This window comes from Micromonospora antibiotica, assembly GCF_017599305.1.
In the GTDB taxonomy this organism is placed as follows: domain Bacteria; phylum Actinomycetota; class Actinomycetes; order Mycobacteriales; family Micromonosporaceae; genus Micromonospora; species Micromonospora antibiotica.
The window spans coordinates 80,839-97,964 of the sequence record NZ_JAGFWR010000001.1 but is presented as its reverse complement, the minus strand read 5'-3'; the positions used below and the strand labels follow the sequence as shown (position 1 = coordinate 97,964).

Genomic DNA, 17,126 nt, shown 5'->3' with positions numbered 1-17,126 from the left:
GGAGGTCCTGCAGGGTCTTCCGGTCGGCGCCGGCCTCGTGGGCGAGCGACGCGGCGCCGTGATGTCCGGGCGTGGCCCAATCTCCGCGGCGGTGCTGCTCGTGAGCCAGGGCCGGCGGCTGATCCGGGGCGACGCGCCGTTACGGTCAAAGATTGCCGCGGCTTTCCTGCTCGCGTTCGATGGCCTCGAACAGGGCCTTGAAGTTGCCCTTCCCGAAGCCTGCCGAGCTGTGCCGCTCGATCAGCTCGAAGAACACCGTCGGGCGGTCCTGGACCGGCTTGGTGAAGATCTGCAGCAGGTAGCCGTCCTCGTCCCGGTCGACCAGGATCCGGCGCCGGCGCAGATCCTCGATCGGAACCCGGACGTCGCCGACGCGCGCGCGAAGCTCCGCGTCGTAGTACGAGTCGGGGGTGTCGAGGAACTCGACGCCGGCCGCCGTCATCGCGTCGACGCTCGCGACGATGTCGGGCGTCGCCAGCGCCACGTGCTGGACCCCGGGCCCGCCGTAGAACTGCAGGTACTCGTCGATCTGCGAGCGCCCGCGGGACACGGCCGGCTCGTTGAGCGGGAACTTCACCCGGCGCGTACCGTCGGCGACGACCTTGCTCATCAGCGCCGAGTACTCGGTGGCGATGTCGTCGGCGACGAACTCGGCCATGTTGGTGAAGCCCATGACGCAGCGGTAGAACTCGACCCACTCGTCCATCGCGCCGAGCTCCACGTTGCCGACCACGTGGTCGACGGCCAGGAAGAACTCGCCGGCGGCCGGTGCCTTCGGCGGCGCGCACGCGACGAAGCCCGGCAGGAACGGTCCGGTGTACCGGGAACGGTCGATCAAGGTGTGTCGGGTGTCGCCGTATGCGGCGATCGTGGCCGTGCGCACCGTACCGTGCTCGTCGGTGAGGTCGTGCGGCTCGGCGATGGCCGTGGCACCCCGTTGCGTGGCGTACCAGAAGGCGGCGTCCACGTCCGTCACCTCGATCGCGACGTCCTGGATGCCGTCGCCGTGCTTCGCGTGGTGAGCCGCCCCGTCTGCCTCGGCGTGCACCGCGCCGGCGAGGACGAACCGGGCCGTTCCGCTGACCATCACGTATTCGGCGTAGTCACGGTACCCCTGATGCGGGCCGCGCATCGCGACGCAAGTCATGCCGAACGCGGTGCGGTAGTAGTGGGCCGCCTGTACCGCGTTGCCGACGACGAACCGGAGGTGGTCGAGGCCCTCGACCGGGAAGGGATCGTCAGCGGCGCGCTCGACGGCGCCGATGAGGTCGGCGACCGTACGATCGGCGGCGGCGACCGCCGGCGTGGCTTCCGGCTTTGTTGCGGCCGGGGCCTCCAGCGTTGTCGCGGCTGGCGGGGCCTGCGTCACCGTCACGGCCGTCGCGGCCTCCGGCGCTCCCGAGGCATGAGCCTGGGCTCGGGCTCGGCTCGCGAGCCACAGGCGGTGGCCGAACAGTGCCGCGTAAGCGGCCAGGACGACGCTCAGCACGGCGATCGACGTGCCGCCGGCCCCGCGCCGGGCGGCGTCGAGGACCATGCCCAGCATCGCCGCCGCGACGATGAGCGACACGTGGTTGGACGCCCAGAACACGACCGGCGTCATCCGGCGCGGGTCGAGATCGCGCATGGCGCCGCCGCGCAGCTGCACGGCGAGCCACCAGGACAGCGGCGCGGTCACCGTCATCAGCGCCCAGACCAGCCACGGAACCCAGCCGGCCAGCGCGAAGGCGGTCAGGGCCAGGTAAGCGACGGGCTGCGCGCCGACGATCACGGTCACCGCGCGGCGGTGGCCGAGGATCACCGGCAAGGTGCGCTTGCCGACCAGTTCGTCGGACTGCCGGTCGCCGAGGTTCATCACCATCATCCGGGCCGCCTGCAGCAGCGCGGTCGGGGCCAGCACGGCCAGCAGGAGCGTTGGTACCCGCCCGGTCTGCAGCACCACCGCAACCGCGGGCCACAGGCCGTTGAGGATCGCAGCGACCGTGAACTCCCCCGCCGCGCGGTAGTTAAGCCGCAGTGGCGGCGCCGTGTAGAACCAGGCCAGCACGACGGCACCGGTCGCGAGCAGTCGCGTGGGCCAGGTCGGCATGACCGCCACCATCACGATCGACGCGCTCAGCAGCACGAACGCGGTGCCGAGCGCCACCAGCGGTGGCACGAGCCCGTCGACCAAGGCTCGGCTGCCGCCGGTCCAAGGCGTGAAGTAGACGTTCGCCCGGTCGGCCTCTAGGTCGAAGTACTCGTTGCAGTAGTGGGTGGTGACGTGGACGGTCCAGGCGAACACCTGGGCGAGCAAGTACCACTTTACGTCTATCGCATGCCCCTGGTGGACCGCCACGGCCACCCCGAGGCCGACCGGCAGGACGTTGTACAGCAGGAACCGCAGGCGGGCCAGGCGCACGAAGCCGCGCACGTTGACGCGCGGAGCGATAAATCCGGTCGATGCGGTGGTCAGGCGGTTTCCCGGTACAACACTCATCGGGACCATCTCTTCGTAGGCGGACGGTTGCCTGGACCGTACGCCACCGTCGAGGGCCAGCACTATCGGTGACATCAATGTTTTACATTTATAATTATCGGGATGATTACGCTAATCCAAATGACTCTGATTAATTTGTTGAACCTGCGACGCGGCTCTGCCGGTCGTGTGTCAACGTCCTACCGGCCGGCCGGGATCCCCAGGGCGATTGCGTAGTCGGGGTAGCAGTGCCTTGAGCTGGGAGCCTCCGAGGTCGGTGGCGTCTGCGAAGGACTGCGCACCGCCGGCACGCCGCGCACCCCGCCAGGCGGGCGTCGACGAGGGCCGGCAATGGCCAGTTCGACGGCCTTCCCCAGGCGGACGCGGGCGACGCGACGGTGTCGCCGCGCATCAAGGCGACCTCGCCGAGACCGTGGTCAGCGTAGGCCCAGCTGAGGGGCCGCCGCCGTCGGCCTGGCCGCGCATATAGCGAAACCCGTGCTCGGCGAGCACCCGCGGGCGTGAGGTCATCCGACCAGTCGGTCATCGCCGCACCGTCATCGGCGCCCCGGGCGGGGTGGCCGTCGCCGACCGGCCCGGAACAGGGCGGGCCGGCGACGGCGGCCGATCAGAAGTCGCTGTCGGTGTCGTTCCGGCCCCCGCTGGGGATGTCGTCGATGGTCTTCGACGAACCCCCGACGTCCCGCCTCGGCAGGCCGCCCAGCATTCGGGCGAGCTGCTCGTCGGCCAGTTCCACGCCGCCTGCCGGAATCGTGTCGATCCGCACGGTCTTGCGCCTCATGTCGTACCCCTGTTCACCCTGAGGGAGCGCCCGGCTGCTCGGCCGGACGAACGCCAGTGTGTGCCGCCGGGAACCGCCTGGGACCAGGGATCTCCCTGGTTCGGGACCCCAGTCTTGGCTGGCCGGGTGTCCGCCGGACGCGCGGCCGGGCCGGCGCTGGAGCGATCGTCGCCGGGGTCCGACTCACGACGGGGGTCGGGCCGAGGTGTAGGCCGGCAGCGGCAGCGGCTCGTCGCGCAGGAACGCGCGGAGCAGCGCGTCGTACGCCTCCCGCTGGCCGGAGGTGATGTCGTGTCCCGTGTGCGGCAGGTAGACCAGGGTCGCCTGCGGCAACGTGCGCCGGTATTCGTACGTTTCCTCCCACGGGACGAAGTCGCACTCGCCGCGCATGATCAGCGCCGGCACCCGGGCCTGCCGGAGCGCGGGCCGCGGATCGGGGATGCGGGGGAAGTCCTCGACCGTCAGTTGGTTGACGTAGAAGCCCTGGTGGTTGTCGTGCACCCCGGCGGGTGCCGAACCGGGGCAGCGGGCGGTGTCCTTGCCGAGCACGGCGACGGCGTGCATCAGCGCGTCCGCCTCGTCGTCGCCGACGAGCGCGTGCGCCGCGTTCGGGTTGACGCCCTGCAGGACCGCCTGGGCGACGACCCGGGGCGAGGCGAACAGGTCGTCGCGCTGCCGACGCTGCTCGGCGGTCATCCGGGCCCAGGGGTCGCCGCCTCCGCCGTCCAGGTAGGCGCCCGCCCAGATCGGTCCGGGCGAGGTGAACACGACCCGGGCGACGTGCTGCGGGTGGGCCGCGAGATACTGCGCCGCGAGCGACCCGCCCCACGACTGCCCGACGAGAACGACGCGCTCGGCGCCCAGCTCGACACGGATCGCGTCGAGGTCGGCGACCTGCCGGGCGACGGTGTAGCCGGTGACGTCGGCGAGCCGGGTGGACCGGCCGGCGCCGAGCTGGTCGTAGGCGTAGACCTCGAAGCCGTCGGCAGCGAGCAGGGCACCGACGGCGGGCACCCCCTCCCCCGGGGTGCCGGGGCCGCCGTGCAGGAAGAGCACGGGCGTCGGGCGGGGCGTGCCGGAGGCGGCGGCGTGGACGTACGCGATCCGTGATCCGGTGGGCAGGTCCCAGAACCGGACGCCGGCGGGCGGGGGCGGGGCGGCCGGGTGCGGGCCGGGCCGGAACACGGTCACGGCGGCGAGCCCGGCGACGGCGACGGTGACGGCGGCGGCCAGCGCCGTCGCGGCGCGGCTCCGGCGGCGTACGCCGAGGAGCGCGAACGCGGGCCGGGCGAAGAGCTGGGCGACGGTGCCCAGCAACACGAGCCCTACCGCGCACAGCAGCGGTATCCGGGCGGTGACGAGCGCGGTGGCGACGAAGCCCGCGCCGCCCACGGTCACGGCGGTGGCCACGGCGACCGGCAGCAGCAGGACGCCGATGCTCCGGCGAACAAGGGAACGAACCATGAAGATCATGCTGGCCGGTGCCTGGCGCAGGCGCGTCGTGCCACAGGACGGCTTCCGCGCGCCCCACCCCCGTCTCGCGGCGGGGTCCCGACCGGCCGGGCGGCCCGTACCATCGGGGGATGCGACGCTGGGCCCCTGACCTGGGCGACACCTGGGCTCCCGGCGCCGTGGCGGTGTCGCAGGCGCTGTGGTGGCTCGCCGCCCGGCCGGACCCGCGGGTGGCACCCGGCGTCTGCGCCGTCGCCGTCGTCGCCGTGGTCGCGCTGCTCTACCGCAGGCGGGTGCCCGGCCCGGCGCTGGCCGGTGCCGCCCTGGCCACCGCGCTGGCCGCCCCCGTCGTCGGGGCCGCCCCGGCCGGCCCGGCCGCGGTGCTGCTGACGGCGTACGCGCTGGTGGTGCACCGCACGGCGGCGGTCTCGGCGGCCGGCGTCGCGGCCGTGGTGGCCGGGTTCGCCGTGACGGCGGCGGCCTCCGGCGCGTCGGCGCGGGCCACCGTCGCGACCGCGCTCGTGCTCGGGGCCGTGGCCGCCGGGGTGTGGGCGGTCGGGCGGTTCCGCCGTCGGGTCCGCGCCGACCGGGCCTCGGCCGAGACCTTCCGGGCGGCCGTGGACGGTTTCGCGCCGCTCGCGGTCGCGCAGGAACGCCGGCGGCTCTCGACCGAGCTGCACGACGTGGCCGGTCACCGGCTGACCGCGATCCTCGTGTCCGCCGGTGCGGCGCTGCGCCTCGCCGACCCGGTGCTGCGGGAGCGGGCGATCGAACACGCGATCGGTGCCGGGCAGGCGGCGGTCGACGACCTGGACCGGGTGGTGGCGTCGGCGGGGCGGGACGACGAGGTCGGCATCGAGGCGGTCGACCAGCTGGTGGCGGGCCACCCGTGGGTGCACTACGAGCGCACCGCGCGGGTCGTCCCGCCGGCGGTCGCGGCCCTGGCGCACCTGATCGTCCGCGAGGCGCTGACCAACCTCATGCGGTACGCGCAGGGCGCGGCGGCGACGGTGCGGATCACCGCCGACCCCGGCGGGTGCACCGTGACGGTGCTCGACGGGGGTGGCAGCCGCGCGGCCGGCGACGTGGGCAGCGGGCTCGGCATCGCCGGGCTCCGCGCCCGGGTCGAGGCGGTCGGCGGCGACCTCGACGCCGGGCCGGCCGGTCCGGGATGGCGGGTCCGGGCCCGGCTGCCGTGGCGGCCCGGGGCGGCACCGGGTGCCCCGCCAGGGACCGGAGCGACGCCGCCCGTCCGGGCGACGACGGGAGCGCCGCCGGGCGTCCGGACCTGGGCCGGGGCCGGCGCGGCGGTCCGGGACGGGGCGATGGTCGTCCTCGCGCTCGGGCTGTCCACGGGCACGGTGCTGCTGCCGGGCGGGGACGGCCCCGATCCGCTGGCCGCGCCGATTCCGGCGACGCTGCTGGTCGCGCTGCTGGTGCTGCACGCGCTGCCGTTGGCATGGCGCCGGCTCGCGCCCGGCGCGGCGCTGGTCGCGGCGTTGACGGTCCAGGTCGCCTGGCTCGCCGGCACCGCTGCCGGCTGGACCCGGCACGACCCGGCGGAGACGTTCCTGTGGTGCTGGTGGGTCGAGCTGGCGCTGGTGTACGCGGTGGCCGCCTACCGGCCCGCAGCCAGCCTCGGGTTCGCCGCGCCGTTGGCGGTGGCCGCCGTCGGCGGGGTGGCCCTGGGCGCGGGCGCCGACATCACCGGAAACCGTGCCGCGGCCGGTGCGGTGCTGGGCGTCGTACTCGCGATACCGCTGGGTGCCGCCTGGCTCGCCGGCAGGCTGGTGACGACGCGGCGGTCCCGCCGGTCGACCGCCGAGGCCGCCGCACGGGAGACCGTGCGCCGGCACGCCGACAGCGCGGCGCGGGGCGAGCGCGCGCGCATCGTGGACGACCTACGCGTGAGCGCGCGGCTGCACGCCACCTCGGCGCTCGCCGCGGCCGAGGCGGGCCGGCTGGACGAGGTCGCGGCGCAGGCCCGCGCCGGCCTGGTCGCCCTGCGACGGCTGCTGCACGGGCTGCCCCAGGACCGGCCCGACCCGCCGCCCGCCGTCGCCGCCCTGTCCGACCTGGCGGCGCGCCGCCGGTCGGCGCTGCGGTTCGTCGGCGAGCCACGGTCCCTGCCCGCGCCCCTGGAGGTGGCCGCGCACCGGGCGGGCGCGGCGCTCATCGCCGACGGCGCGGTGGCCACGGTGACGTACGTCGCCGGCGGGATCGGCCTGGAGGTCCGCCGCTGCCCGCCCGTCGGTGCGGAGGTGCTGCGGTCGCTGCGGGATTCGACGGACGCCGCCAGCGGTTCGGTGGCGGTCGACACCGACCGCACCACGGTCCGCGTCTGGTTGCCGGAGGCGCTGCGATGATCCGGGTCATCGTCGCCGACGACGAGGCCACGGTGCGCGCCGGCATCGCCGCGATCCTCGACGCAGAGCCGGACATCGCGGTCGTCGGCCAGGCCCACGACGGTGACTCGGCCGTCGCGCTCGTCGCGTCGACCACTCCCGACGTCGCCGTCCTGGACGTACGCATGCCAGCCCGCCGGCCCCCCACCCCGGGTCCTCCGGTTCGGGGGCTCCGCCCGGAGGGCCCGCCCTCGGGCCGGCCGACCTGCGCCGACGGGATCGCGGCGGCCGCCGCGATCGGGCAGCGGCATCCGGCGACCCGGATCGTCATGCTGACGACGTTCGGCCTTGACGAGTACGTGTTCGCGGCGCTACGGGCCGGAGCGGCCGGGTTCCTGCTCAAGGACGCGGAGCCGCAGCGGGTCATCGACGCCGTCCGGGTCGTCGCCGCCGGGGACGCGATGCTCGACCCGGGGGTCACCCACCGGCTCATCGACCGGTTCGCGACCGGGCCCGGGCCCGAGGACGCCGCACGCCTCGGCGGGCTGACCCCCCGCGAGACGCAGGTGCTGCACCAGGTGGCACGCGGGCTGTCCAACGCCGAGATCGCGGCGGTCCTGGGCATCAGCGCGTCGACGGTCAAGGACCACGTGGCGGTCGTCCTGGGCAAGCTGGGGGTGCGCGACCGGGTGCAGGCGACGATCGCGGCGTACGAGGGCGGGCTGATCCGCCCGGGGGTACGCGAGCAGCAGGCCCCGGAATCGTCGGGGCACCACGGGTCTCCACCGTCGAAGGGCCGGCTGCTCGGATGAAGGTCCGGCCGGTCGGCCATGCCGCACCCGGCCCCTACCGCCCCGTCGACTCCCTGAGTCACGCACGGCTTTTTTCAAGATCTCCTTCTCCAGCTCCAGCTGGGTAACCTGCCGCCGCAACCGGATCAGCTCTGCTCGCTCGTCAGCGGCCAGGTCGCTGGGCCGGCCACCGTCGCGCTCCTGCCGAAGCCGATCCACTCAGTTGCGCAGCGTCTCGTGATTGACGCCCAACTCCCGACCCACGTCCCGGATCGTGCGACCGGAGTCGAGCACCAACGCCGCGGCCTGGCTCCGGAACTCCTCGGGGTACTTGCTCTGTCGAGCCACAGCGGTTTCCTCCTCCTCGGCAGGATGCCAAGTCAGGAGATGTCCGGTCTCAGAGGGTCACTTCATCAGAGCCTCACGCGGTCGAAGACGCCGCGCCAACTGGCGTCGGTTCGCACCCGAGAAGGCAGGCGTTGCGCTTGGTAGATGTCATCGTCCGAGTCCTTCCGCCAGACCAGCGTGCCCGATACCGCGAGGAGCTCCGCGCCGAACTGTACGGCCTCGCCGAGAAAAACTGGCGATACGGGGCGCAGCTGCTCTACGTCGCAAGGCAGTTCAACCGGGTATTCGAACTCAGGCACGAGTTGCGGCGCCCCTCCCGCACCGTCGATGCGCACATTCACCGCTTTCAGGAGAACACCGATGCTGACCGCCAGCACGCCGCCCGCTACGCCCCCGTCCTCGCCTCGAGCACCTCGGTGGATGTGGCTGCTGCTTATGCTGCTCTTCGCCGGTATCATCGGTGGGGTCGCCGGACTGCTTTCGTACGCATCGGACGGTAACATCCCCGCCGCTATTCTCACCGGCGGCGGCGCATTCGCGGGTGCACTAGCTTTGCTTTTGGCTATCGCTCATTACACTAGCGGGGGGTGAGCATTAACACTGCACCGACCTGGCCGATCAACCGGGATGTTCGACGCTGGTAACGCTCCAGAGCCCCCGCAAACTGCTCCTGGAACGGGATGTCCCGTCGCCGGTGATCGGCCGCACCCGCAGCCAGCGGCGCCGCTCGCCCCGACGGGCACGTACGCGGCCTGATGCGCGGGTCCTATTCCTCTCGGGTGGGACGGAGCACGTGGCGCACGGCGTCACGCAGCCACTGGTGGGCGCCGTCGACGCTGTGCCGGGGGTGCCAGGCCATGCCGATCGTCAGTGGTGGCAGCGGCAATGGGATCTCCAGCAGGCGCAGTCCCAGCGCGTGCGCCGCGTCGCTGAGCCGTGACGACGGCTCACCCGGCAGCGCGGTCGGTACCAGGCAGACCACGTTCTCGGCTGCGGCCAGCATCATCGCGGCCAGGTGTCCGGGTAGGACGGCGCTGACCCGCCGGCTGAGCCCCTGCGCGGCCAGGGCCGTATCCAGCGGCCCGGTGAAACGTCCGCGGCGGCTGACCGCCACATGCTCGGCCGCAGCGAGCCGGGCGGCGGTCAGCGTTCCCTCGGTGAGGGGGTGCCCGGCCCTGACGCCAGCCGCCATCCGCAGGGTGACGAGTTCTTCGACGCACGTTTCCGGGTCGACGTGGTCGATGGCCCCGATTTCCAGGTCGATCCGTCCGTCACGCAGCGCGGGGCCCGCCTCCCACTCCTCGGCCAGCACGCGCAGCGAAACGCCCGGCGCCCGCTGTCGGGCGAGCCGGGTCAGACCGGGCGTGACTGCGGCACCGACCAGGTCCGCGGTCTGGACGGTGAAGGTGCGCCGCAGTGCCGCGGGATCGATTCCGCCGCTCGGGGCGAGCAACGCCTCCAGCCGGCGCACCACCGCGCCGGCCTCGTCCCGCAGCGCCTCGGCGCGCGGCGTGGGCACCATCCGCTGTCCGGCCCGCACCAGTAGTGGGTCTCGGAGTGCCCGACGCAACCGGGCCAGGGTGCGGCTCATCGCTGCGGGGGAGGTCTGCAACCGCGCGGCGGCCCGGGTGACGCTCTGCTCGGTCAGCAGGGCGTCGAGAGCGACGGCGAGGTTGGCGTCAAGGTTCGGGGGTGGGCTGCTCACCGAAGTTATTCCATTTCAGGCAATGATTGGATGCTGAAGTTCCCATTGTGGCAATGCGGTGCCCGTCCGCACGATGAACGAGTCCTACCGATCCGACAATCGAGGTTTCATGATCGTGATTACCGGCTCCACCGGGAACATCGGGCGACACCTGCTGTCGCTGCTGATCGAGGCCGCTCCCGCAGGCCGTGAGGAGTTGCGTGTCGTCGTGCGGGATCCGACCCGGCTACCCGAGGGCGTCCGTGAACGGGTAGAGGTGGTTGTCGGCTCGCACGGCGACGCCGCGACCGTCGAGCGTGCCTTCGCCGGGGCGGACGCCGTGTTCTGGCTGGTGCCGCCGGACGCTTCCGTCACGCCCGACGACGCCTACAGCGGCTTCACCCGCCCGGCCGCGCGGGCTTTCGCCGCCAACGGCGTCGGCCATGTTGTCGGCGTCTCCGCACTCGGTCGTGGCACCCCGCAGGCCGCCCAGGCCGGGCTGGTCACCGCCTCCCTGGCCATGGACGACCTGATAGCCGGCTCCGGCGTCGCCTACCGCGCCCTGGCCTGCACGTCCTTCTTCGAGAACCTGCTGGAGGACGTCGACGCGATCCGCGACGACGGCGTCTTCACCGACACCGCCGCCGCAGACCGTCCGGCCCCCATGGTGGCCGTCGCCGACATCGCCGCCGCCGCGGCCGCGCTGCTGCTGGACCGCTCCTGGACCGGCGTGGGCACCGTCCCTGTGCTCGGCCCGCAGGACCTCTCGCCCGACGACCTGGCCCGCATCATGACCGAGGAACTGGGCCGTCCGGTCCGCTACCAGCGTCAGTCGCTCGACGAACTGCGCTCCACCATGCTCGGCTACGGCCTCAACGAGGCGTTCGTCGAGGCCATGGTCGACATGAAACGCGCCAAGGACGAGGGCCTGGACTCGGGCGTCGACCGCTCACCGCAGGCAGGGTCGGCCACCGCGTTCGCGCAGTGGTGCGCCCAGACGCTCCGGCCCGCCGTCCTCACCACCCGGGGGGCCGTCGATGCCCGCTGACCGAACCGAGCCGCCGGTCACCGCTTTCATGCTGGTCAAAACCATGCCCGAGTGGCTGACGATGACCGCGGCTGAACGCATCCAGGCCTTCACCACCCACGTTCTCCCCGTCATCGAGGCCCGCACCCGCGGTGTCCGCTCCCGCTTCTACGACACGGAGTTCTACTCGGCGCGGGTCACCGACATCTGGGTCTGGGAGGCGGACGACCACGACGCCTACCGCCTGCTGATCGACGCCTTGCGTGAGACCCCCTTCTGGGACCGCTACTTCCAGGTCGTCGACCTGCTCGTGGGCACCGAGAACGGCTACGCCCATACCTACGGCCTGACGCCGCTGGCCACCGTCACCACCTGAGGCACCGCCGGAACGGCCGGTGCCGCCGTCGCCCGACGGCGGCACCGGCTCGGCGGACGACGATCCACCCGATACCCCCCGTTGCTGTTCAGCGGGCGGCGGCCAGCCGGGCCAGCTGGCCGTCGCCCAGCGGCACGTCCACCGCGTCGACGGCCTCGCCTCGCTGCGCGAGGCTGCTCACGCCGGCGATGGGCCGGATGCCCTGCCGCAGCAGCCAGGCGAGCACCACCTGGTTGCGTGTCGCCCCCGGTCTCGACGGTGATCTCGTCGAGCACGCCGAGGACCCGGCTCGTCCCCGGGTGGTCGTAGGCCTCTGGGAGGGGTTTGTCGGGGCGCACGTAGCCGCCGTTGATCAACTGGTGTAGGCCACACGTCCAGGCCCTCGGTGTGTGCGTAGTCGAGGTCGTCGGCGGCGAGGAGTCTGTGCCCTGTGCGTGCTCCTATCGACGCGGAGGACGTGCGCGAGCAGGTGGGCGTCGCCGCGGTCGGACTTCTTTCGTTGCGCGGCGAGGCGGGAGCGGTAGTTGGCGACCTGAGTTGGGTTCAGCACGACGTTGGGCTGGCCTGCCTTCAGCAGGCCGGCGACCATCAGACTGCGGCCGGTCTCGATTCCGATCGGAATCGACCGCCGGTTCCGCCGGATCGCGGCGAGGGCGGCCAGGAGGCGTGCCAGCCCTTCGGGGTTGTCGGGTAGGCGAGTGTGGGTGATGAGGTGACCGTGGTCATCGATCACGGCGAGATCGTGGTGGCTTTCGCCCCAGTCCTGCCAATCTGGACGACCGGATCACGCCCCGGCATGCCAGGTTAATCAGGGCGAAGAGCCATTTCCTGGACACCGATAGTGGCCAGCAGGTCCAGTTTGCTTCGGGCGTCAGTGCCCGGTCGCGCCGTCAGCACCACGACCCGCAGATCGCTGTCCTGCGTCGGAAGAATGTTGGCGTCCAAGGCGATCTCACCAACCTCCGGATGGACAGCAGTCTTGTGCGCGCTTTCGTGAGCCGCGACGGTCGGACTCGCCCACAGTTCCCGGAACCGCGCAGTGCGGTTCAGTCGATCGATCAACGATGCGACATCGGGATCGTTCGGGTATCGGCCGGTGGTGGTCCGCAGGTCCGCGACGAGGGACTGCTCGAACCACACCCGTTCCGCCGCGGTCTGTCGGACCCGGGCGTTCCGCCGTTCGAACTGGGTGATCATGGCGTTCCGGTCCTCAGCGCTGGCTCGGCACGGGTCACCCCAGGTCGCCGCGAACAACGGGTTCCAGTGCAGCAACTGCCAGGCGGCGTCGTACACGGCCAGAGGGTTGGCGCTGAGCTGGTCGGTAACCCGGCGCACACTGATCGGGATCAACCTGGGAATGCGATCCGGGTTGGCGGTATGCCCAGCCAGACGCAGCAGGTGGGCCTGCTCCTCGTCGTTCAACTGCAACGCGCGAGCCAACGCCGAACACACCTGAGCCGATGGGGTCTTCGCCCGGCCCTGCTCGAGCTGCGCGACGTACTCGGTCGAGACGCCCGCCAGCATCGCCAGCTCGCCGCGGCGCAGTCCGACGACCCGCCGCGGTGCGTGGTGGACCAGCCCGACGGTGGCCGGCTCCAGTCGGTCTCGCCAGGCGCGGAGCGCGGCACCAAGGTGGTTCATCCTCTTCATGATCCCGTATCCGGTTGCCCGTGTCCTGGTACCAGCAGTACGAGGAAGATCTCTGACTCCCTCGGAACGTATCGGTGTAGGAGCATCGATGGATGCTCAAAGTGACGCGAATGAACCACATCGGCGTGCCCGTCAGCGACCTCGACCGGTCGGTGCGGTGGTACGAAGATGTTCTCGGGGTCGCCGCGAACGGCGTGACCATCTCGGCCGACAACGCTGCGCTCGGCGCCGTGGTGGAAGTGGAGAACCCCGCGATGCGCGCGGTGTTCTCGCTCGCCGGAGACAACGTCCTGCTGGAACTGATCCAGTATGACCGGCCTGTGCCGAAGCCGTTCGAGGGCCGCAACTGCGACGTTGGGGTGATGCATCTCTGCTTCGAGGTCGACGACATGGACACGGCGGTACGCCACCTGAGGGAGCGCGGCGTACACCTCAACGCTGATCCGGTGATATTGGCCAGCGGTGACGGAATCCACGCTGGCGAGCTCGCCGGCACCAAGATCCTGTACCTGCGCGACCCGGACGGCATCCAGTTGGAGCTCTTCGAACTCACTCGGTGACCACACGGCACGCTACTCAGCCACGGGTAGGGCGACCGCCGCAGGCTCAGGAACGCCCAAAACCCGATCCACGGATCGAGGGCTAGCTACGGTACGTGAATGTGTAGGTGGGCTCAGAGCGGCGCTATTGCATTGGCGGATCGGTGGGCACAGCGCGCCGCGTCAGCGGTATTGGTCAGATCGCTCGGGCCAGTTCGGTGAACGCGGCGGCCACCCGCAGCGTGGGCGGGACGGCGGTGGCGAGTTCGTAGCGTCCGCGTCGGAGGTTCTGAACGAAGGCGTGGCCGGTGACGATCGTCTGGGCGGTGCGGAGTCCGCGCATCGGTCCGACGAACGCCGACGACGGCGGAGACCAGGACCGGACGCGGGACGACAACCTCACCAGGCAAGGAGACCACACCAGCCAAGCTGAAATCGATCATGCTTCCCCCAGCGCAACAGACCCGCGTCAGATCGAGGAGGACAGGTAGTCCGCGAGGCGGGCCGAGCCGGTGAGCATCGCCCGACCGCGGGCTGTGATCCGTTCGCGCCACTGGTCGATCGACGCTGCCAGCGGGCCGGGCCCGCCGGCAGCGTGGACTTGCTCGATCACGGCCGCGATGTGCTGTAGTGGGTAGCCGCCTCGGCGCAGCAGATGGGCGAGTTCGGCGTCACGTACGTCGTCGGCGTGGTAGGTGCGCGCGGTCCGTGACCGGGTTGGGGCCAGGATTCCGGCTCGTTCCCATTTACGCAGGGTGGCCGGGGTGACACCGAGCCGATGAGCGAGGACTCCGATCGAGACGGGCCCGGCTGAGTCCCGCGTGGCCGGCGGGCCGGAGGCGAGCAGGACGACCGCTGAGGCGACTCGTTCCACGGTCTCCCGGTCGCGGTGCAGCTGTATGTGAGCGGTGTCGAGCACGGCCAGTGCCGTCGGGAGGTCGTCGCCGAGCACAGCTTTCATGATCTCTCCGGCGGCGCGGTAGCCGTATCCCACGGTGAGCGCGACGTATGCGGTCAATGCGCCCATGTGGTCATCGGTGTAGACCCGGTAGCCGCTGGCCGTGCGGGCGGCGGGCGGGATCATCCCGGCCTGCTCGTAGTTGCGGACCGCCTGCGCGGACAGCCCGACTGCCCGGCCCAGATCCACCGGCCGGTACCGCACAGTTTGAGGCTTCACGTGGCAGTCTCCGAGCGAGAGATTGGTGAAGTTTCACAGGTTGGTTCAACGATACGGTTGAGGTCATGGCTTTCGACGCCGAGTTGCTGCCCCTTGTCCGTGCCCGCCGGCCGCACCTGCTCGCGATCGGTGAGCCCTACCACGGGGAGCCGGCATTCCCCCGCCTGCGTAACCGGATCCTCGAAACCCTCGTCGGGCACGGCTTCCGGTCGATCGCGATCGAATCGGACCGGGCCGCCGGCCTCGCCGTCGACGACTACGTCCAGGGCCGGCGCGACGAGGTGGACCTGAGCACCGTCATCAGTCACGGCTGGGGTGCTCACCCGGCCACCCGTGAACTGGTGGACTGGCTGCGCGAACACAACGGGAAACTGCCACCCGCAGAGCGCGTCACCTTCCATGGCTTCGACGCCCCCACCGAGATCACCGGTGCGCCGAGCCCCGGCCCGCTGCTGCGTGAGCTGTGCGAATACCTCGGCGCAGCAACGACCGATCTCGACCGCCTGGTGGGCGCGGAAGACCGCTGGGCCGCCCCGGAGATCATGTATGACGCGTCGCGTTCACCGGGCCGCTCACCTGAGGCCGCCGCGCTACGCGGCCTGGCCGAGGACCTGCGATCCCAGCTGTACGCCGACGCGCCCCATCTCATCGGCGACACCTCCGCCCAGGCCTGGAACCGCGCCAGGGTGCTCGCCACCACGGCGATCGGCCTACTCACCTACCACGGCGCAATGGCCGAGCCGGGCACCCAGTCCCAGCGGATCGGCCGCCTGCTCGCGGCGCGGGACGCGCTGATGGCGCAGAATCTGCTCGACATCCTCGCCCTGGAACGCGACCGCGGACCGGTCCTGGTCTCCGCCAACAACGCCCACCTCCAGCGGCACCCGAGCCGGTGGGACACCCACTGGGATGGTCAGGACCTCGCCGCACAGTGGAACGGCGCCGGCTCCATCGTGTCGCCACTGCTCGGCGACAGATACCTGTACGTGGCCGGCAGCCTCGGGGCAAGCGGGCCGGTCGGCCTCGGCCAACCGGACGTCGGCACCTACGAGGAACGCCTCGGCCCGCAGAGCGGCATCTTCGCACCGCCCGTCGGCAGCGACCTGCGCCCACGCGCGACGGACCTGCTCGGGTACTTTCCGCTGGACGCGGCCACGGTCGAGACCTGCGACGCGATCCTGCACATCGGTTCGGAGCCCGGCGCGGCTGACGCGGCCCGGATCGCCGGCCGTCCCGCGGTGACGGAGACCCGGATCGAAGCGGCCTCGGAGATGCCGTCCTACACCTGGGGCGACCGGTTCTTCTTCGCCGGCGAGGACCGGATGCGGCCGTTCGCCACGATCGTCGGGCACGACGTGCCCGGTTTCGACGAGCGATCCCGGCTGTCCGAGCCGGGACGATACCGGCTCAACATCGAGGTCGGGCGGGCCGAGTTCCGCAACCTGTTCGGCTACGGGCCCGAGGAGTTCGCCGCGCACAGCGACACACTCGATTTCACGCGGACCGACCAGCTGATGCCCCATCCCGCCTACGCCGTGCAGGGCTGGGTCAGCGTGGTCAACCCAGGACCAGCCACCGCGGACGAGGTAGATCGACTGCTGGAACGGGCACGTGCCCGTGCCGCTGATCGCGAGCACCGCAGCAACCGGGGATCGAAGTAGGTGCTGGGAGAGCGCACTGGCTTCCACAGGTGTGCGTAGCCGGGAAGAGAATTCATGACGTCCTCCTTCCCGTGCATCCGGAGTGCGACGGTTGACGACAACCGCAGCCCTACATCTGGTCCCGGCGTAGTTGCAGGGCGGGGTGGCGTGGTGGTGCGAATCCGAGGGTCCGGTAGAGGCGTTCACCGCCCGGGGTGGCGTTGAGGTCGACCACGCTGACCGTGGTGTCGTCGGCGAACCAGCGCAGGAGCGCGTTCAGGCAGTCCCGGGCGTGGCCGCGTCCGCGTGCGTGGGGCACGGTGCTGATGTTGAAGACGTGACCGCGTAGCCCTCCGGGATTGCCGGGTCCCGGCGCGTGCCGGTCGCAGAGGCCGGAGGCGTTGCTGACGATGCAGTGTTCGGGGTCGTCGATCACGAAGGCGGCGAACGTCTGCGGATCGTTCAGCGAACGGGTGAACCAGTCCAGGGCGGCGGCCCGCCACGGTGCCGTGGCGTCGCCGACGGGTGCCCCCATCGCCTCCAGCATGGTGACGCGGAGTCGTACCAGCGCAGCCGCGTCGTCGGGGCCGGCCCTACGTGGTCGTGCCATTGTTCGTCCTGCTCCCTGCGGCTACCGGCCGATGTCGAGGACGACCTTGCCGCGCACCCGTCCCTCGTTCAGCGCCCGGATCGTGGTGCCGGCGTCCTGCCAACTGTCGCGCCTGGCGATGTGCGGTGTCAGCGTATTGTCCGTGACCCGCGCGGCCAACCAGGTCAGGTCCTCGGACAGCCCGGCGTGGGCGCCCAGGAAGAAGGAGGTGATGAAGCGGTCGTCGC

Annotated in this window: 18 protein-coding genes and 2 pseudogenes; 6 read left to right on the top strand and 14 right to left on the bottom strand. The window is 71.6% G+C overall.

Translation table 11 applies throughout. The features are described 5' to 3' along the window. Positions 1-145: 145 nt before the first annotated feature. From hppD to JQN83_RS00380, 4 genes and pseudogenes are all read right to left on the bottom strand, one after another. Positions 146-1,339, bottom strand: a complete 1,194-nt coding sequence (gene hppD, locus JQN83_RS32655; RefSeq protein WP_244251609.1) for a 4-hydroxyphenylpyruvate dioxygenase — start codon at positions 1,337-1,339, stop codon at positions 146-148. 315 nt (positions 1,340-1,654) lie between these two features. Beyond that, positions 1,655-2,479: pseudogene (locus JQN83_RS32650) on the bottom strand (prenyltransferase); the annotation flags it as partial. A gap of 607 nt (positions 2,480-3,086) precedes the next feature. Next, on the bottom strand, positions 3,087-3,260 hold the full coding sequence (locus JQN83_RS00385; protein WP_204925396.1) for a putative ATP-grasp target RiPP: 174 nt from the start codon (positions 3,258-3,260) through the stop codon (positions 3,087-3,089). Positions 3,261-3,443: 183 nt separating this feature from the next. Further along, positions 3,444-4,724, bottom strand: a complete 1,281-nt coding sequence (locus JQN83_RS00380; RefSeq protein ID WP_208565011.1) for an alpha/beta fold hydrolase — start codon at positions 4,722-4,724, stop codon at positions 3,444-3,446. Positions 4,725-4,843: 119 nt separating this feature from the next. Between JQN83_RS00380 and JQN83_RS00375 the strand changes: the two genes are divergently transcribed. Then, positions 4,844-7,078 carry a sensor histidine kinase gene (locus JQN83_RS00375; RefSeq protein ID WP_208565010.1) on the top strand — a complete coding sequence of 745 codons (2,235 nt, stop codon included), beginning with the start codon at positions 4,844-4,846 and terminating at the stop codon, positions 7,076-7,078. Beyond that, positions 7,075-7,869, top strand: a complete 795-nt coding sequence (locus tag JQN83_RS00370; RefSeq protein WP_208565009.1) for a response regulator — start codon at positions 7,075-7,077, stop codon at positions 7,867-7,869. The genes JQN83_RS00375 and JQN83_RS00370 overlap by 4 nt, the downstream gene beginning before the upstream one ends. A gap of 198 nt (positions 7,870-8,067) precedes the next feature. Here JQN83_RS00370 and JQN83_RS33630 read toward each other — a convergent pair whose 3' ends face one another. From JQN83_RS33630 to JQN83_RS00355, 3 genes are all read right to left on the bottom strand, one after another. Next, complete coding sequence (locus tag JQN83_RS33630) at positions 8,068-8,196, bottom strand: transposase (protein WP_208565008.1); 129 nt, start codon at positions 8,194-8,196, stop codon at positions 8,068-8,070. Between the two features lie 65 nt (positions 8,197-8,261). Further along, positions 8,262-8,573, bottom strand: coding sequence for a C2 domain-containing protein (locus JQN83_RS00360; protein WP_208565007.1), 312 nt, complete (start codon positions 8,571-8,573; stop codon positions 8,262-8,264). A 389-nt stretch (positions 8,574-8,962) separates the two neighbouring features. Next, positions 8,963-9,901: a LysR substrate-binding domain-containing protein gene (locus tag JQN83_RS00355; protein WP_208565006.1), complete on the bottom strand. Its 939-nt coding sequence runs from the start codon at positions 9,899-9,901 to the stop codon at positions 8,963-8,965. Positions 9,902-10,010: 109 nt separating this feature from the next. On the opposite strand from JQN83_RS00355, the gene JQN83_RS00350 reads away from it, so the two are divergent. Then, entirely contained in the window at positions 10,011-10,928 is a 918-nt protein-coding gene (locus tag JQN83_RS00350) for an NAD(P)H-binding protein (RefSeq protein ID WP_208565005.1), read from the top strand. Continuing rightward, positions 10,918-11,283 (top strand): darcynin family protein, encoded by a 366-nt coding sequence (locus tag JQN83_RS00345; RefSeq protein ID WP_208565004.1) that lies wholly within the window; start codon positions 10,918-10,920, stop codon positions 11,281-11,283. Before JQN83_RS00350 ends, JQN83_RS00345 begins: the two co-directional genes overlap by 11 nt. 88 nt (positions 11,284-11,371) lie before the next feature. On the opposite strand, the gene JQN83_RS00340 is transcribed toward JQN83_RS00345, so the two are convergent. The 3 genes and pseudogenes from JQN83_RS00340 to JQN83_RS00330 form a co-directional block, all read right to left on the bottom strand. Further along, positions 11,372-11,512 carry a hypothetical protein gene (locus JQN83_RS00340; protein WP_208565003.1) on the bottom strand — a complete coding sequence of 47 codons (141 nt, stop codon included), beginning with the start codon at positions 11,510-11,512 and terminating at the stop codon, positions 11,372-11,374. Positions 11,513-11,635: 123 nt separating this feature from the next. Further along, positions 11,636-12,034 (bottom strand): annotated as a pseudogene (locus tag JQN83_RS00335) (IS110 family transposase); the annotation flags it as partial. 53 nt (positions 12,035-12,087) lie between these two features. Beyond that, a complete protein-coding gene (locus tag JQN83_RS00330) occupies positions 12,088-12,924 on the bottom strand; it encodes a helix-turn-helix domain-containing protein (protein WP_244251533.1) in 837 nt (278 codons plus the stop codon). A gap of 101 nt (positions 12,925-13,025) precedes the next feature. Here JQN83_RS00330 and JQN83_RS00325 point away from each other — a divergent pair, with 101 nt between their 5' ends. After that, entirely contained in the window at positions 13,026-13,493 is a 468-nt protein-coding gene (locus tag JQN83_RS00325; protein ID WP_208565000.1) for a VOC family protein, read from the top strand. A gap of 175 nt (positions 13,494-13,668) precedes the next feature. On the opposite strand, the gene JQN83_RS00320 is transcribed toward JQN83_RS00325, so the two are convergent. Beyond that, the gene (locus tag JQN83_RS00320) at positions 13,669-13,815 is read right to left on the bottom strand and encodes a hypothetical protein (RefSeq protein ID WP_208564999.1); all 147 of its coding nucleotides are present in this window, start codon (positions 13,813-13,815) and stop codon (positions 13,669-13,671) included. 126 nt (positions 13,816-13,941) lie between these two features. Further along, entirely contained in the window at positions 13,942-14,634 is a 693-nt protein-coding gene (locus JQN83_RS00315) for a TioE family transcriptional regulator (RefSeq protein ID WP_208564998.1), read from the bottom strand. 80 nt (positions 14,635-14,714) lie between these two features. On the opposite strand from JQN83_RS00315, the gene JQN83_RS00310 reads away from it, so the two are divergent. Further along, complete coding sequence (locus JQN83_RS00310) at positions 14,715-16,310, top strand: DUF6194 family protein (RefSeq protein ID WP_208564997.1); 1,596 nt, start codon at positions 14,715-14,717, stop codon at positions 16,308-16,310. A gap of 109 nt (positions 16,311-16,419) precedes the next feature. Here JQN83_RS00310 and JQN83_RS00305 read toward each other — a convergent pair whose 3' ends face one another. After that, positions 16,420-16,899, bottom strand: a complete 480-nt coding sequence (locus JQN83_RS00305; protein WP_208564996.1) for a GNAT family N-acetyltransferase — start codon at positions 16,897-16,899, stop codon at positions 16,420-16,422. A 21-nt stretch (positions 16,900-16,920) separates the two neighbouring features. Further along, the gene (locus JQN83_RS00300) at positions 16,921-17,097 is read right to left on the bottom strand and encodes a zinc-binding dehydrogenase (protein ID WP_372443967.1); all 177 of its coding nucleotides are present in this window, start codon (positions 17,095-17,097) and stop codon (positions 16,921-16,923) included. Positions 17,098-17,126: the final 29 nt, after the last annotated feature.